16 protein-coding genes and 1 tRNA gene are annotated in these 16096 nt (G+C 41.6%); 7 read left to right on the top strand and 10 right to left on the bottom strand.

Annotation, left to right across the window (positions count from 1 at the left end; all coding sequences use genetic code 11):
- The first annotated feature begins 77 nt into the window (after positions 1 to 77).
- Positions 78 to 1178 carry a CNNM domain-containing protein gene (locus ACA086_RS03150; RefSeq protein ID WP_371001892.1) on the top strand — a complete coding sequence of 367 codons (1101 nt, stop codon included), beginning with the start codon at positions 78 to 80 and terminating at the stop codon, positions 1176 to 1178.
- Between the two features lie 120 nt (positions 1179 to 1298).
- On the opposite strand, the gene ACA086_RS03145 is transcribed toward ACA086_RS03150, so the two are convergent.
- The gene (locus ACA086_RS03145) at positions 1299 to 1643 is read right to left on the bottom strand and encodes a hypothetical protein (protein WP_369749675.1); all 345 of its coding nucleotides are present in this window, start codon (positions 1641 to 1643) and stop codon (positions 1299 to 1301) included.
- 289 nt (positions 1644 to 1932) lie between these two features.
- Entirely contained in the window at positions 1933 to 2403 is a 471-nt protein-coding gene (locus ACA086_RS03140; protein WP_371001891.1) for a cupin domain-containing protein, read from the bottom strand.
- A 600-nt stretch (positions 2404 to 3003) separates the two neighbouring features.
- Here ACA086_RS03140 and ACA086_RS03135 point away from each other — a divergent pair.
- Together ACA086_RS03135 and ACA086_RS03130 are read left to right on the top strand one after the other, a co-directional pair.
- Positions 3004 to 5301, top strand: a complete 2298-nt coding sequence (locus tag ACA086_RS03135) for a glycoside hydrolase family 3 N-terminal domain-containing protein (protein WP_371001890.1) — start codon at positions 3004 to 3006, stop codon at positions 5299 to 5301.
- Positions 5302 to 5367: 66 nt separating this feature from the next.
- A complete protein-coding gene (locus ACA086_RS03130) occupies positions 5368 to 5880 on the top strand; it encodes a heme-binding domain-containing protein (protein WP_371001889.1) in 513 nt (170 codons plus the stop codon).
- 43 nt (positions 5881 to 5923) lie between these two features.
- On the opposite strand, the gene ACA086_RS03125 is transcribed toward ACA086_RS03130, so the two are convergent.
- From ACA086_RS03125 to ACA086_RS03110, 4 genes are all read right to left on the bottom strand, one after another.
- A complete protein-coding gene (locus ACA086_RS03125) occupies positions 5924 to 6436 on the bottom strand; it encodes a hypothetical protein (protein WP_371001964.1) in 513 nt (170 codons plus the stop codon).
- A 27-nt stretch (positions 6437 to 6463) separates the two neighbouring features.
- Positions 6464 to 7159, bottom strand: a complete 696-nt coding sequence (locus ACA086_RS03120; protein WP_371001888.1) for an intradiol ring-cleavage dioxygenase — start codon at positions 7157 to 7159, stop codon at positions 6464 to 6466.
- A gap of 173 nt (positions 7160 to 7332) precedes the next feature.
- Positions 7333 to 7893, bottom strand: coding sequence for a YceI family protein (locus ACA086_RS03115; protein ID WP_371001887.1), 561 nt, complete (start codon positions 7891 to 7893; stop codon positions 7333 to 7335).
- 63 nt (positions 7894 to 7956) lie between these two features.
- A complete protein-coding gene (locus tag ACA086_RS03110) occupies positions 7957 to 10350 on the bottom strand; it encodes a TonB-dependent receptor domain-containing protein (protein WP_371001886.1) in 2394 nt (797 codons plus the stop codon).
- Positions 10351 to 10538: 188 nt separating this feature from the next.
- Between ACA086_RS03110 and ACA086_RS03105 the strand changes: the two genes are divergently transcribed.
- Positions 10539 to 11567, top strand: a complete 1029-nt coding sequence (locus ACA086_RS03105) for a sensor histidine kinase (protein ID WP_371001885.1) — start codon at positions 10539 to 10541, stop codon at positions 11565 to 11567.
- Positions 11564 to 12271, top strand: a complete 708-nt coding sequence (locus ACA086_RS03100; RefSeq protein ID WP_371001884.1) for a LytR/AlgR family response regulator transcription factor — start codon at positions 11564 to 11566, stop codon at positions 12269 to 12271. The genes ACA086_RS03105 and ACA086_RS03100 overlap by 4 nt, the downstream gene beginning before the upstream one ends.
- A gap of 31 nt (positions 12272 to 12302) precedes the next feature.
- On the opposite strand, the gene ACA086_RS03095 is transcribed toward ACA086_RS03100, so the two are convergent.
- From ACA086_RS03095 to rseP, 4 genes are all read right to left on the bottom strand, one after another.
- Complete coding sequence (locus ACA086_RS03095) at positions 12303 to 12521, bottom strand: hypothetical protein (RefSeq protein WP_371001883.1); 219 nt, start codon at positions 12519 to 12521, stop codon at positions 12303 to 12305.
- 62 nt (positions 12522 to 12583) lie between these two features.
- Positions 12584 to 12754, bottom strand: a complete 171-nt coding sequence (locus tag ACA086_RS03090) for a helix-turn-helix domain-containing protein (RefSeq protein WP_371001963.1) — start codon at positions 12752 to 12754, stop codon at positions 12584 to 12586.
- A 688-nt stretch (positions 12755 to 13442) separates the two neighbouring features.
- Positions 13443 to 13516 (bottom strand) — tRNA-Asn (locus tag ACA086_RS03085).
- 72 nt (positions 13517 to 13588) lie between these two features.
- Entirely contained in the window at positions 13589 to 14941 is a 1353-nt protein-coding gene (rseP, locus tag ACA086_RS03080; RefSeq protein WP_371001882.1) for an RIP metalloprotease RseP, read from the bottom strand.
- A gap of 158 nt (positions 14942 to 15099) precedes the next feature.
- Between rseP and ACA086_RS03075 the strand changes: the two genes are divergently transcribed.
- Together ACA086_RS03075 and ACA086_RS03070 are read left to right on the top strand one after the other, a co-directional pair.
- The gene (locus ACA086_RS03075) at positions 15100 to 15774 is read left to right on the top strand and encodes an SCO family protein (RefSeq protein WP_371001881.1); all 675 of its coding nucleotides are present in this window, start codon (positions 15100 to 15102) and stop codon (positions 15772 to 15774) included.
- Between the two features lie 80 nt (positions 15775 to 15854).
- The gene (locus ACA086_RS03070) at positions 15855 to 16091 is read left to right on the top strand and encodes a ferrous iron transport protein A (protein ID WP_369747706.1); all 237 of its coding nucleotides are present in this window, start codon (positions 15855 to 15857) and stop codon (positions 16089 to 16091) included.
- The last annotated feature ends 5 nt before the right edge of the window (positions 16092 to 16096 follow it).

The raw sequence follows: 16096 nt of genomic DNA, 5'->3' as shown, positions 1-16096 counted from the left end.
TGAACTTTGTATTTCAGCCTCCTGAATATTGAAGAACTTTTTTAAATTATTGTATCTTCGCCTAAGAACAAAGTTCCATGGGCCTACTGCTCTTATACGCATTCTTAGCCATTTTTTTCTCTTTTCTCTGTTCCATTCTGGAAGCTGTGCTTCTTAGTGTTACACCAACTTTTGTAAACCTGAAAAAAAAGGCAAAGAAAAGCTATGCCCTTACGCTTGAGGAACTTAAAAAAGACATAGACAAACCCCTGATCGCCATACTAACCTTGAATACCGTTGCCCACACAGTGGGGGCGATCCTGGTTGGGGTGCAGGCTAAAGTAGCCTACGTAGACCTTTACGGTCAACAGACGCGTACGGTTTTTGGAATACAATTTACTGAAGATCTTATGGTAGGATTGGTCTCAACCCTGATGACTATCCTCGTTCTGGTTGCCTCGGAAATTATCCCAAAAACCATAGGCGCCAACTACTGGAAAGAACTTGCCAGCATTTCTACCCAAATCCTGCGAGGTATGGTTTGGATCATGCAGGTTACCGGCCTGATGTGGGCTTTACAGCTGTTTACCCGACTCATTGGCAAAGAACATAAAGGCAGTGTTCTGAGCAGGGAGGATTTTACGGTAATGGCTGACCTTGCCGAAGAGGAAGGTGTATTTGAAAAATCGGAATCCAAAGTGATTAAGAACCTGCTTCAATTTGATGAGATCATGGCCAAGGATATCATGACACCCAGGGCAGTGATAAAAATTGCGCCTGAGACGCAGACTATCGAGGAGTTTTTTGAGCAAAATCCACGTCTTCGTTTTTCAAGGATTCCCATTCACGGGGAAACTGTGGATACTATCACCGGATTTGTATTGAAGGATAACGTAATGGAAGAGATTATCAACGATAATGGCAAGCTCACACTAAGTGATATCAGAAGGGACATTCTGATGACCAAAAGAAATACGCCTATCCCACAATTATTTGAGAATTTTATCAGAAAAAGGGAACATATTGCACTGGTAGTAGATGAATACGGTTCAGTAAGTGGTCTGGTAACCATGGAGGACGTCATCGAAACCCTGCTGGGGCTTGAGATTATGGATGAGAGCGACAATGTAGAAGATCTGCAGCTCATGGCCCGAAGAAATTGGGAAGAGCGGGCAAAAAAGACAGGGATCATCGAATAGCTTCCTGAAATAAGCAATCAAACTCGGATTTTGCCAATAAAAAAGAGCTGTATTTCTACAGCTCTTTTATTATTTATATCGTTTTGATATTCTCTATTGGGAAAACTTTTAATCCTCAGATTAAAAATCTGCGTCCATATTTCCTTCCCCGATTGGTTCCTTCCCTGTCCTGACATAGCCAAGTTTCAGTTCAATATTATAGCTGAAGTAAATGGGTTTCTCATTCCTCAACAAATCGATCACATTAGGATACATGGAGATAGGATACCTCATGTACACCAATTTGTTACGCTTGTCGTAATGGTTTTCAGGCACCTTCCCATCAGGATAAAAATTGACCTGAACCACAAAGTCGTCATCGTGATAACACTTGACAAGGGCTCTGGGATATACTTTACTTTTATCACTTCCTCCTGACTGAAAGTGGACCCAATATTGGTTTACTTCGCTAGTGATCGTTTTCATGCTTCTTTGGTTTAAATTATTTAGAAAGATACCAAGTTAAATAATATTTCCCAAGATAGAAATAGAATTGGGAAAAAGCACGGATTATTATCCCTTGGATAAATGAATAAATTAAATATAGATGGCGAACCATGTCCGACAGAATTCTGGTCCGGAATATCCCATTAAAAACCACTTTTATTTTGTGGACGGCTGAAGTTTTTCAAGAAAGAGGGCTTAAGGATTATGACCTTCAGTATATCGTTAGACAATACATTTCCCTCAGCCTCAAAGATATTGCCCCGACATATTATTTTAATCTGTGGGCCACATTATCATAGTATTCCTGACTTAATACTTCAGTCCAAGTTGTTGGCTCTGTACCTCCGTAAATGGCCAAATAAGTGACGTCCTTTTCCTTTGACGATGAATGCCAATGTTCGGTTTCTTTTTCACATCTGATAACATCCCCTTCCTTCATTCTAATTGGGTCCTTTCCTCTTTCCTGATAGTACCCTTCTCCTTCTACAATTATCAAAACCTGTGGAGAGGAGTGTTTATGCCAGTCTAATGTTGAATTAGCTTTAAACATTGCCTTGGTAATGTTATAATTAAATGTTTCATCAGCGCGCAGAAGGCTGTTTAACCATGCTTCGCCAATATAATGTGTATTAGGGGCTTTATTTCCAGCCTCCAGATAAGAAGTTACACTGTATTCCATATGCTGAGAAAAAAGGAAAATGGGAAATATCACCAACAGGACAAAACAAGTATTTTTCATAATGTAAGATTATATACGCAATATAATAAACGCTTGACCTAGCTTGGCGATATCATCTTCTTATTAATGACCAGGCACTTTTATACTTATTAATATAATTCTGTAATCCGTGACTGAAATATTTTTCACCCGAATTTTTCAATACACCCCGGTATCTATATTGTAGAAGTAGCAGGGGATAGATTAGGGTACCCTATTTCTATAAATGTTTTTCGAAGCATTAATTTCAACATCCTTTTTCCCTGAGTGGTCTTAAAGTACTTTTCTCTGCGTTGTGATTTAATAGTTGTTTTTCCAGATTTATAGTAAAACAAGGTTATAGTAGTGGTTTTTTTTAACTGATTTAATACCAACTATTCATGTTCAAATTTTTATCTATCTTTAAATTATACAGGCGAGTTTAAGCCTGAATTTGGATACCCGAAGAAACCGAAAGAATAATTCAATCCCTATTTTTATCCGGTTGAGTTACTTTCAAAAAAGCACTTCGATCGCCACAGGCCAATTAGTAGAAAAATTACCTTGGTCCAAAAGGAACTTACCTATTTGGAATTTTATATGGTAGAGCAGTATTCAAAAAAACTATTTAAAACACAATAGATGGAAACTAAAAAAATAACAACATTATTACTCTGTTGTATCATTTTATTAACCTTAGGTTGTAAAGACGAACTTAAGTTTACCGAAGAGGCCAGAGGAAACTTTACGCTGGTAAGAAATGATGAGGGACCAACCTTAGGGTACAGCCCGAATTCAGGCGTAACGCTTTTAACGGTCGACGGTTTGGCGTTCAAAGATCTGAACAAAAACAATACCCTTGATTCCTATGAAGATTGGCGAAAATCGGCGAATGAACGGGCGAAGGACTTAGCCCATAAAATGAGTTTGGAAGATATCGGAGGGCTCATGCTCTATAGTTCGCACCAATCGCTACCAGGGAGAAGCCGTGGTTTTGGTTCCTCTACCTATAACGGTAAATCATTTCCTGAAAGTGGCGCTAAAGCGAGTGATCTTTCAGATGAACAAAAGAAATTTTTGACCGATGACCACTTACGACATGTATTGATTACGTCCGTGGAGAGTCCAGCCGTAGCGGCGAAGTGGAATAATAACGCCCAGGCTTTTGCCGAAGGGCTATACTTGGGTATTCCGGTTAATACAAGTTCCGATCCGCGCCATGGGAGTGATTCTTATGCAGAATTCAATGCCGGTGCAGGTGGGGATATTTCAATGTGGCCTGGTACCTTGGGTATTGCAGCTACTTTTGACCCTTTCTTAATGAAACAATTTGGGGAAATAGCTTCAATTGAATACAGGGCTTTGGGAATCGCCACCGCCTTATCTCCCCAAATAGATTTGGCAACGGAACCCCGTTGGAGCCGTTTTGATGGAACTATGGGCGAAGACCCGGATTTGGCAACGGATATGGCTAGAGCTTACGTAGATGGATTTCAATCTACCAACGGTGGAGATTGGGGGATGGAGAGCGTTAACGCCATGGTAAAGCATTGGCCAGGTGGTGGACCGGAAGAGGGTGGTCGTGACGGACATTTTGGTTATGGTGCCTATGCGGTGTATCCAGGAAAAAATATTAAAGACCATATGCAGCCCTTTACCGAGGGTGCTTTTAAGCTTGAAGGTCCTACCAAAATGGCTGCTGCGGTAATGCCTTACTATACTATTTCTACAGGCGAAGGTGAAAAAGTCGCCAACGGATACAACAAGTATTTGATTACAGACGTCCTTCGGGGTACCTATGGGTATGACGGGGTCTTATGCACCGACTGGGGCATCACAAGGGATATGACTTCCGTATCAAAATTTGAAGGAAAACCTTTTGGAGTTGAGAATCTTTCCGTAGCGGAACGCCATTATAAGGCCATACAGGCAGGTATGGACCAATTTGGTGGTAACAATGATATGGGGCCTGTTTTGGAAGCTTATAAATTGGGCGTTGCGGAAATGGGCGAAGAGGCAATGCGTGCCCGTTTTGAGGAATCGGCGGTACGTTTATTGACCAATATTTTTCGCACCGGACTTTTTGAAAATCCTTATTTGGATGTTGAAAAAACAACTGAGATCGTGGGGAACAGTGAATTTATGAAAGCTGGCTTCGATGCACAGCTACGATCCATAGTCATGCTTAAGAACAACAATAAAAGTCTTCCAATGGAGACAAAGCAAAAGATTTATGTACCACAACGCTATATTGCACCTACCACCAATTGGTGGGGAGTAACTACAGAGCCTAAAACGATAGACGCCTTTAATATGGAAGTCATTGCCAAATACTTTGATGTTGTAGAGAGCCCAGAAGAGGCGGATTTTGCCCTAGTTGGTATTCAAAGTCCAGATGGTGGCGTTGGATATGATGATGCTGATTTAGAAAAAGGCGGTAACGGCTATGTGCCCATCAATTTGCAATACGGGCCTTATACTGCTATAACCGCCCGCGAGGTAAGTCTGGCAGGGGGAAGCCCTCTTGAAGATTTTACCAATAGAAGCTATAAAGGAAAATCGGTTACAACTGTTAATACAACTGATATGCAATTGGTTAACGATACCAAGGCGAAAATGGGGAACAAACCAGTAATTGTCTCGGTTAAAGTAGCCAAGCCTATGGTATTTTCTGAAATAGAAGAAAGTGCGGCTGCCATTCTGGTGCATATGGGGGTTCAAGATCAGGCCCTAATGGAAATCATCACTGGTGCCGTAGAACCCTCTGGATTATTACCATTTCAAATGCCTGCGGATATGTTGACGGTAGAAGCACAATTTGAAGATGTGCCGCGTGATATGAAACCTTATACCGATGCGGATGATAATGCCTATGATTTTGGCTTTGGGCTGAATTGGAAGGGGGTTATCGATGATGAACGGGTAAATAAGTACAAATAACTACTAAACCATTGACATCCTTTCGAGTCATAAGTAATATGAAGTAAAAACTAACACTAATAAACAATGTTAAAAAAAATCTTGATCGGACTGGGAATTGTACTTATCATTATTCAGTTCATCCGCCCTGAAAAAAACGAATCCAATGATTTGACATATGACATCGCCACAAAGTACGAAGTGCCGAGTGACGTCAACCACCTATTACAAGTTTCGTGCAACGATTGCCATTCGAATAAAACGGAATACCCCTGGTATTCGAATGTGCAGCCTGTGGCCTGGTGGCTTGATCATCATGTGCAGGATGGAAAAAAACATTTGAATTTTTCCGATTTTACAAGCCTGCCCTTGTTTGTTCAAAACCATAAATTCGAGGAGGTCGTCGAAATGGTTGGGGAACATGAGATGCCCTTACCATCCTATACGTATTTCGGACTTCATTCGGAAGCCAAGCTAACTAATAAACAACGTTCAAAGATCACCGATTGGGCAAAGGCGCAGATGAGCTATCTGAAAGAAACCTATCCCGCCGATAGTCTTAAATTTCCAAAAAGGGATAATCGACCTCCTTCCAACTAAGTTTTCGTCAAATTGATTTTATAATTTTATTGATATGAATTTATCAAACAAGTAACAAAATAACCGTAAGCAAAAACCCAGCCCCCGCAAAATAAAGCCCCTTTTTATAAATCGGTGCGCTCGGTCGGAACATAAAAAAGGCCGAAACGGAAAAGAACAACAGCGCGATAGCGTAGAAGATACCCAACCAAAACAATGGGTTACCCGAATGCATTTTATGCAGTTTGTTCATTTTTTCCAAAACTATGGGCAGTTTCTTCTCGGTGTAGGATGCCTCGCCCGTGGCTTTGTTATAGGTGCCTCCGTCAAAATATACTAGATCGCCCTCGGTTTTATCTACTTTAAAACCTCGTCGTTGCATTGCCCTTCCCAAAGCTTCGCCTTCCAAATTGGCTTTCAAGGTGCGATTTACCTGTATTTCACTTTTCATGTAGTCGGTGTTCCTGAACGTAAGTACGATTCCACTTATGGCATAGACCGCCATGATTCCGGCCAAAAAGAAACCAAGATACCGATGGAATTCCCTAAAGGTGTTTTCAGATTTTCTACCCATAATTCTAAATAATTTATTCTTGTACTATGTTTAAGTCGTTACGACAATCGACTTTTCAAGCACATAGCCATCCGAAATATTTCCGGAAACGGCATCGGCCATATTTTGCTTTAGGCTACTGCCAAAGACTCCGTCCCTCGAGTTTGAGACGTAACCGGGTCCTTGATAATTTTGAGCTGCATAAACGGTATCGCAAATATCCTCCGGAAATGCGATCTGTGTGACCAATAATGATTTCTCGCTACCATTTAAAACTTCCAAATGGATGTGCGGTGCTCGCCCCCGATAGTACCCCGGAAAAATACTGATGAACGATACCCTTCCATTGGCATCGGTGATCTGCCTGCCCCTTAGAAAATGTTCTTGGGTCAGGTCGTTGCGCTGCATTCGAGAATTGCCGTATTCGGAATAATTGCCCTGATTATCGCAATGCCAGATATCGACCAAAGCACTCGGCAAAGGTTCACAATTGGAATTCTTGTCCAAAATGGTCAGGGTAACCAACAAGGCAACGCCCTTGCGGTCGCCGATGATATTTTCACGGACATAGTCCGCCGGGGTTTTGTTTGGAAACGGGCCTTTGGTCTCTCGGGGCGAAACTGCACAATCTTCAGAAACGAACTCCTCCGGTATTTCACTTTTTTTGCCCGAATTGGCCAGTGCCGTCAATGCAACAACTCCTCCCAAACCGACCATTCCTTTGGTCAAAAACTCCTTGCGTTTCATTTTAGTGCTGTCTTAAATAAGTTGCCTAGTTAGGATTTGCTCGATGAGGCTATCCTATTTTTATTAAAAAAAGGAGAACGGCCAAATAGACAAGATAAAGAAATAAAATCTTGATATGTTTTCGATACCTTCCCATATTGACCGTTTTCCTCACTAACAAACACCAACCTGTTTTATTGCTGGGCCATTTCTAGATTAATGGTCATTTCTACCTCATCTCCCAATGTGGGCGTATCACTCCCTACCCCGAAGGCCAAGCGGTCCACGGTTCCCGTTAGTTTTAGACCTGCCTTTAATTTTTGACTACGTTGGTCGGTTATGATTCCGTTGAGTTTTCCCTCTAAAGTAACTGGTTTTGTAACTCCATGCATAGTAAGGTCTCCCTTCAATTTAAACGTCTTGTCGCCCGTTTTTTCAAAAGAGGTGGTCTTAAAAGTCAGGGATGGGTGTGCCTCGGCATCAAAAAAGTCGCCGCTACGCAAATGTTCGTCCCTACGGTCGTTATCGGTGTCGATACTAGCCGTTTTGACATCGACGGAAAAATCGGGATTGCTGAATTCCTCATCAGCCGTAGCTTGGATGTCGAATTCCCCAAAATGCCCTTCCACTTCTGAAATCATTAAATGGGTTATGGCAAAACCTACCTTGGAATGGGCATTGTCGGCCTTCCATGTGGACTGTGCCGTAACTGTCGCACAAGCGACGATTGATAACATAAAGATTACTTTTCTCATAGTGTTTGAATTTAATTGTTTAGTATAGGTGTTTGTTATACGAACTAATTTTTGAAGCCTCGTTTAGAACCTTCGCCTTTGCCCTGAATATTGCATGGCCTCTCCCTTACCAAAACCATAGCTGAACCCGAGTGCGATAAAGCGCCCTCGGAAGCGACGATTGTAAACCTCGAAATCGGCTTGGGCGATTTGGTTTTCCTGAATTCTTGAGGCAAATAGATCTCTTACACTCAAGTTGAGTACTGCTTTGCCCTTTAGTATGTTCTTTCGCAGGCCGAGGTCCATAAAAAGTTGGTCGCTTACCTCTCCTTGTACGGTTCGAAACCTAGAACGATAATTTCCGGTCATTTCGAGATCGAAATCTGCGGGGAACTTGATTTTGGTCATCAATTTAGAAGACCATTGGTCCCCACTGAAATCAAAAACCGTTGATTCAAAAATTCCATTACGGTTAAATTGACTGTAATTGAAATCACTGTTCAGCGTGAGCCATTTTGCCGGACTGTACTTTGCGTTGAACTCGATTCCGGTGGTGCCATTGGTTCCAATATTTTCGGGCCTGACCGTATTTACGTTGTTTTCAAAAGTGGAAACTCGTTCAATAACATCGTCGGTATAGCGATAGTAGACTCCAAAATTCAAGGATGCCTTGCCCAAAATATAAATACTTGTAATTTCATATGAGTCCGTGAATTCAGGCATCAATGCGGGGTTGCCCTGACGGATGCTAAAATTGTTGCGGATATTGAAGAAGGGATTTAGGTCCCACATTCTTGGGCGATAGATGCGCTTAGAATAGCCCGCCTGTATCGATACCTTTTCGGTAAACTTGTATGAGGTGTGTAGGCTGGGGAACAGGTTGGTATAGTTTTGGTCGTTGGCCTCGTTCGTTGTTGCCAACAGTGTGCTGAGATCGGTCTGTTCTAGACGAAGGCCACCTTTCACGCCCCATTTTTTCCCCTCGTAAGAGCCAGTACCATATAGACCCAGAACGTTTTGATTGAATTCGAAAACATTGGTCAGTCCCGGATCGTTCACAAACGAACCGTTTAACAGATCATTTACCTCAAAGTCGTTGGCTACATCGTTTAATACATATTGTGCCCCGGTTTCCAAGGTCCATTTATCCGTCAAGGGATTGGTATAATCCAACTTAAAGGTGAAAACGGATTCCTTGAAATCGGTACGAGTTTGTTGCGTGGCGTCATTATTTTCTCCGGAAATGGTCGTATTGTTGAATTCCGAGGATTGATCTTTCCCAAAAAAGTTGCCCAATGCACTGAATAACAAAGTGTGGTCTTCATCGCTTTCAAAATCCTTTTTGTATTGCAATTCATATTGAAATTTTGGGTTTCTGGCTACGGTAACTTCAGTCCTTTGCCATTGCGAGGTTACCACATCGTTGGCATCGAGTGACGCAAAATTGGTGTTCGAAGGTTGGTCTTCAATTTCCATTGAGAAATTTCCTGAAAGTGTCAAGACATTATTATCATTGATATGATAATCGGTTCCCAAAACGAGATTGTAGTAGTTCTCATTACGGAATTCGGTTCCTGTGCTCAGCACCTTGGTATTGTTCGTTAAATCGACATTCCGCGTCTCAATATCATTGGGCAAGTCACGAAGACCGATCCCGAGTTGGGTGAAAAGGTTAAATTTTTCTGTACGTCGGTTCAGGCTCACGCCAACACTGTGCCCCGCAGGAGTACCGGTATTTACAGATATAGAACCATTAAGCCCCTTTCGCTCATCCTTCTTTAAAACAATATTAATGATTCCGGATGTTCCTTCGGCATCGTATTTGGCCGATGGATTGGTAATGACCTCGACCCTTTCAATCATATCGGCAGTGATGGTACCCAAGGCATTTCCTTCTTCACTGGCAATTATAGATGGCTTTCCATTGATGAGCATTTGCACACCCTGGCTTCCCCTTAAACTAACCTGACCTTCGATATTAACATTCACTGAAGGCACGTTGTTAAGAACCTCCAAAGCACTTGCGCCAGTGCTGCTCAAGTCTTTACCTACGTTGAAAACACGCTTATCCAACTTGAACTCCGTGCGTGAAATCTCTCCTTCGACAACTACTTCCTGTAATTGCTCCGCATCTTCCGAAAGGGCAATAATCCCCAAATCTATGGTTTGGGTCGGACTGGGGGGCTGACCATAGGTTTTGGACTGAAAACCTAAAAAGCTTATTTCAATGTAGAAATCGGTCGCATCGGTTTCAAAGGTAAAGGTGCCATCATCCAACGTGGTGGTGCCGTCTATCGGCTCCTTGGTCTCGTTGTTGGCAACCATTACGGTGGCAAAGGCGATAGGAAGTCCGCCCGACTCTTCAACGACGGTCCCCTTAATGGTAACGGTTCCATTTTGTGCGAATGTTTGATTGACACCTAAAGTCAAAAAACATACTGCTAAAAAAGGTCCAAAGTATTTCAATGCTCTTTTCATGTTTTCAGCAACTATTTATTCGTTAGTCAAAAATGAAGATTATAGACCATTGGGAAAGCTAATTTTCCGTGAACGACAGAAACTTTATCACAAACGACAACAGCGTACAAAAATGTCGTTGACCACTTTAAATCTGTCGATAGGGGATTTTCGAAATAACAACTGTGACAAAACCGTATTTTTGAAGGATGGCCAATAAACTCACATGGAATAAAAGCGTTTCGGCGGAAGTATTCTTTCAGGTACTGCTACATGTTGTGCTGTTCCTTTTCTTTTCGTTCGACAAGAACCAGCCCCAGATACAGCCCTTTCAGATTACTTTTTTTATAAATTATGCGGTCGGTGCCTTTATTATAAACTACATTTTATTGCCCCGTTTTTTTTATAGGAAAAAATATATTCTCTTTTTTCTCTTCGTTGCCTTGGTCATTGCCGGAATCATTATCACGGAAGAATTTGTACTGGAACGTATCTTTTTCCTTGATACACGTGGCCAGTATTTTCCTGGAATCATGTTTAGTTTGCTCGACGTGATGCCTATTATTATCATCCTTGCCGGATTCAAATTCGCTTGGGATGCTTCAAAAAAACAGCAAGAAGTAGAGGCACTTAACGCCATGGTCAAGGAAAGCGAACTGCTATATCTGAAATCGCAGATCAATCCGCATTTTCTGTTCAATAACCTGAACAACTTGTATTCCTACGCCATCGATAATTCGCCCAAAACACCTTCCATAATACTGGAACTTTCTTCGGTCTTGCGCTATATGCTGTATGACTGCAAGGAAAATTTTGTGCCCTTGCCAAAGGAAATCGAGCACCTTAAGAACTTTACCCAGTTGAGTGAGTTGCAGATCGAGAATAGGGGTAAAGTCGAGTTTGATGCGGAAAATATCCGATCGGGCTATCAGATTGCCCCGTTAATCCTGAACGTTTTTGTCGAAAACGCCTTTAAGCACAGTACGGCCAGCCAATCGGAAGATATTTCGATAAGGATCCATATCAATGTAACCGAAAATGGAATCTTGGAATTTGAGTGCACAAATTCCTATCGGCCACAAACCAATACCGATGACCTATCCCAAGGTATTGGATTGTATAACGTGAAAAAACGTTTGCAATTGATATATCCCGACGCGCACACTCTTTCGATACAAGAAACCGATTCGCTATATTCGGTTAATCTAAACGTGGAATTAAAAAAGGGAAGTGCATGATAAGGTGCATCATCATCGAGGATCAACCACCCGCACAACGTGTACTGCAAAAGTTTGTCTCCGATATGGAGAACATGAAGCTAAAAGCCACTTTTGCCGATGCGCTCAAGGCGATGGATTTTTTGAAGATCGAGCCAATCGACCTGATTTTTTTGGATATACATCTGCCCAAGATTTCGGGCATTGATTTTCTGAAAGCTTTGCCGAACAAACCCCATGTGATATTGACCACGGCCTTTTCGGAATATGCCTTGGAAAGCTACGAATACCAAGTGGTGGACTATCTCTTAAAACCCTTTTCGTTCGAGCGGTTTGTAAAGGCGGTCTCCAAAGTACCGGCCCCGGGGGTCGAACGGAATACGGAAAAAATCGTGCCTGAAAATAATTCCGCACCGGAAATCCTCTTTATCAAATCCGGTTATGAACATCTCCGGATTTCTATAGATGACATTCTTTTTATACAATCCGAGGCCGACTACACCGAAATCTTTACTTCCGAGAAGAAACACCTCACTTCGCATTCCCTTAAACATTGGTTGCAGACGTTGCCTTCAGTCCAGTTTACACAGGTGCATAAATCTTATATCGTGAATACCAGAAAAATTCTAAAGGTTTCGGGCAATAGTATTTTCTTTGATAAAGAGACCTTTGTGCCAATTGGACGTGCGTTCAAGGAGAGTTTTGTGGAGGGGTATTTGAAGTGATGCGCCGAATATTTAGCTTACCTTTTCGAACTTAAAAAGATAGGCCCTCTCCCTTATTCCTATTTTCGCCTTTTCTCTCTATTTTTGATTTAAGTGTTCTTCTATTGACGGATTTATCAATATTCCTATTTCTTGAAAGTATTACTTCATCTATGTACTGAAGTATACCCGCTTGCATTGGATTAGGTGAGTTTTGTGCAGCATCTTGACCTTTGAACATAGGGTTTTTCAAATTCAATTCCTTTGCCATTTCGTACCCTAAATTAAAGGCTTTTTATAATCCGAATCAATTTTAGTTTCCATACTTATTCGTTAAAAGGTTTCGCGAGCATGATTTTCAAGGTAGACATTTAGAGAATCACGGTCATAAAGAATTATTTTCTTTTGGGGCTGGCTAAATCTGATTTTTCCCTCATCTCGTAATTTCTGCAAAGTCGTTGTAGATTTTATTCTGAGGATATGCATTGCTTCCTCGCAATCGATCCATTTATTTGGCTTATCCTTTCGTTTGGTTTAAACGTGCTCGATTACCTTATCGAACAAGGCATAAAAAGCTTCTTCTTGTAGACAGACGACTTGCATAAAGCTTAGTTTAATTTGTAAATAAGGTTCTGCTTAAATTATCTTTTTCTATTGCGAAGGTTGTTTAAATTCGACCATCCACATATTAATTCGTCGTGAAGTATCCAGTATTATTGGTTTCTTGGCAAATAGAGTAAAAAGCTCAATTGTTTTAACATTGTTTGACCATTGTTTGACCAAAACAAAAAAGCCGACTCCTAAAAGTCGGCTTTCCCTTTGTACAGGCGGAGAGACTCGAACTCTCACACCTTACGGCACTAGATCCTAAGATAAGTCTTATGTTTCAAACAATCTTGATTAACTAGTCTTTTTCTATACAACTTTGCGTAGTTAAACCTACTCAAATTGGAAAGGAATTTATTGGAATGTAAAAAAAGCACGCCAAAAGCACGCCGTTAAACAAAAAAGACAGCCACAAATGAATGCAACTGCCTGATTTTCAAGCTCCCCCTCTTGGGCTTCCTCCTTTAGTTCGCCACAGCGAACTTCGGTGGATAGACTTCTCACCCATGATTTTCCATGAAAAAAGCCACCCACTATGTGGATGGCTTAAGTGTAGCGATGAAGCGAGCTCTGCTCTGCTTCTTAGCTCCCCCTCTTGGACTCGAACCAAGGACCCTCTGATTAACAGTCAGATGCTCTAACCAACTGAGCTAAGGAGGAATAATATCTCTTTTTAGAGGGGCCAAAGATAGCAGTTTCTTTCAAATCCCCCAATAGTAGACCCTAATATTTTTATTTGAATATTGCCTTGTAGATATCATTCCCATTGGCAAACAATAAGAGGGCAATGAGAAGAAAAAATCCGGTCATCTGGGCATACTCCATAAATTTATCACTTGGCTTCCTTCCACTGATCATCTCGTAGAGTAAGAACATAACATGTCCGCCATCCAATGCCGGAATCGGGAGGATATTCATAAACGCAAGAATGATCGAAATCAAAGCCGTTGTGTTCCAGAACGCAGGCCAGTTCCAGGTATCCGGGAACATGCTCCCTATCGCTGCAAAGCCACCCACTCCTTTGTAGGCCCCCGTTTCCGGATTAAAGATCTTTTTAAGCTGTTTTACATAACCCGTCAAGGTAGTAACTCCTTTATCAATGCCCGCCGGAATCGATTCGGCGAAAGAGTATTTCTTTGTTTCCAATCTTAAAAATCCTCGTTTTTCCATTTCATCATAGGTCAGGCTACCCAGATTAACCCCAATGGTGGCAGAATCACTGATAACGACAGGTATTTGTTCCCTGCGCCCATCTCGTTCAACGGTAAGAACTGTTTCCTGCCCTGTGTATTTTTCCAAAACAGCTTTGGCCTCATCAAAATAGGTCATCTGGTCATTCCCTACTGCAACGATTAGGTCATTTATCTTCAGCCCTGAGTTCTTGTTAGCTGAAACTTCAGGAATTGCTCCCACAATAAAGGGGACCCTGGGACTTAAAAAACGTACCTTATCTTCATCTTCGAGCAAGGTGGCAATAAAATCGACTGGGATTTCCATCTCAATGATCTGCCCATCCCTCTCGATGGTTATGGAATTTCCATTGACGATCTCTAAAAAAAGACTGTTGAAATTTTCAACTTTATTTCCATCAACCTCTAAAATTTTATCCCCTGTCTGTATGCCAAGCTTATCCCCTATATTTTCTTCGGTTACCCATACCCCATCCTTTAGGCTTTCCGTGGGAATAAACTGGTCTCCATAGGCATATGCCATTCCAATGTAGATAATAACAGCTAGGATAAAATTCACGGTTACCCCACCCAGCATTATAATGAGTCGCTGCCAGGATGGCTTACTCCTGAATTCCCAGGGTTTGGGAGGCTCCTGCATCTGCTCCTTGTCCATGCTCTCATCGATCATCCCGGCGATTTTTACATATCCGCCCAGCGGTAACCATCCAATCCCGTAAACGGTCTCCCCGATTTTCTTTTTAAACAGAGAATATTTGATATCAAAAAAGAGGTAAAATTTCTCCACCCTGGTCTTAAAGAGCTTCGCGGGAATAAAGTGTCCCAACTCATGCAGAACAATCAGCAGGGAAAGGCTCATAAAGAATTGAATAGTCTGTATAACGATCGGATTCATTGAAGAAATCTTATTTTGGTGGACAAAAGTACGCTTTTAGGGGGTCTAAAAAAAAGAAACTCCAACAGCCCGGAAATTTTTAAGAAAGTTTTAGCAGCGCAGGAGTTCACGATTATTGATTGACAGTTTTCGCTGCAGTACCTTTGTAAAAAACTATAATGCGGCAGTTCTTTAAAAAATTCAGATTTCTGGGCATTGTTTTATTGGGTATTTCTGCGGTTATAGTCTATCTTTTTTACAACGCCCTTAAGCCACAGAAAGCACTGCCGGTGTACCAGCCTGCCGATTTTAATCCCGAACTGGTAGACGACTCGGTTCAATTTGTCAGGAAGTACCATACTATTGCCGACTTTTCTCTGGTTAATCAAAATGGAGACACCATCACTCAGGAAAACTACAGGGACAAAATCTATGTGGCAGATTTCTTTTTCACTACTTGCCCAACCATATGCCCAATTATGACAGAAAATATGGTTACCATCCAAAATGAGATTCTCGAAGATGATGAAGTGCTGCTTTTAAGTCATTCGGTAACACCTGTAATCGATTCCGTACCCCAACTTAAAAAATACGCCCTGGAAAAAGGGGTCATTGACAAAAAATGGAACCTGGTAACGGGAGATAAAAAACAGATCTACAACCTCGCGAGGAAGTCCTATCTGGCTGTAAAGTCTGATGGAGACGGAGGGCCCTATGACATGATACATACAGAAAATTTCATCCTGGTAGACAAGGAAAAAAGAATCCGGGGAACTTATGATGGCACAAACCCTGAGGAAATAGAAAAATTGCTTAACGATCTAAACATCCTGAAAGCATCTTACGCAGAATAAAAAAGTTCCGTTAATTCACCCTCCTTATTCTATTTTTTTCCACTATTTTTGTGCTTACTTAAAATCAATCTAAATAAAAATTGGACCATACCGTTGTAGATTTAAAAAGGGGACAACGTGGAATTATCAAGGAATTTGCCGATGATGTCCTTCCTATAAAACTCCTTGAACTGGGCTGCCTTCCGGGCAATGAAATTGAAATGGTTCAGATAGCCCCTTTTAAAGATCCCATCTATATCAACGTCAATGGTTCACATATTGCCATCAGGAGGTCTACCGCCCGCCTGATATCCCTCGACATCATTGAAGACGCCTAATCCCT

The organism is Muriicola sp. E247, assembly GCF_041358175.1.
Taxonomy (GTDB): domain Bacteria; phylum Bacteroidota; class Bacteroidia; order Flavobacteriales; family Flavobacteriaceae; genus Muriicola.
The sequence above is the reverse complement of the archived record's forward strand: the minus strand, read 5'-3'. Positions and strand labels throughout refer to the sequence as shown.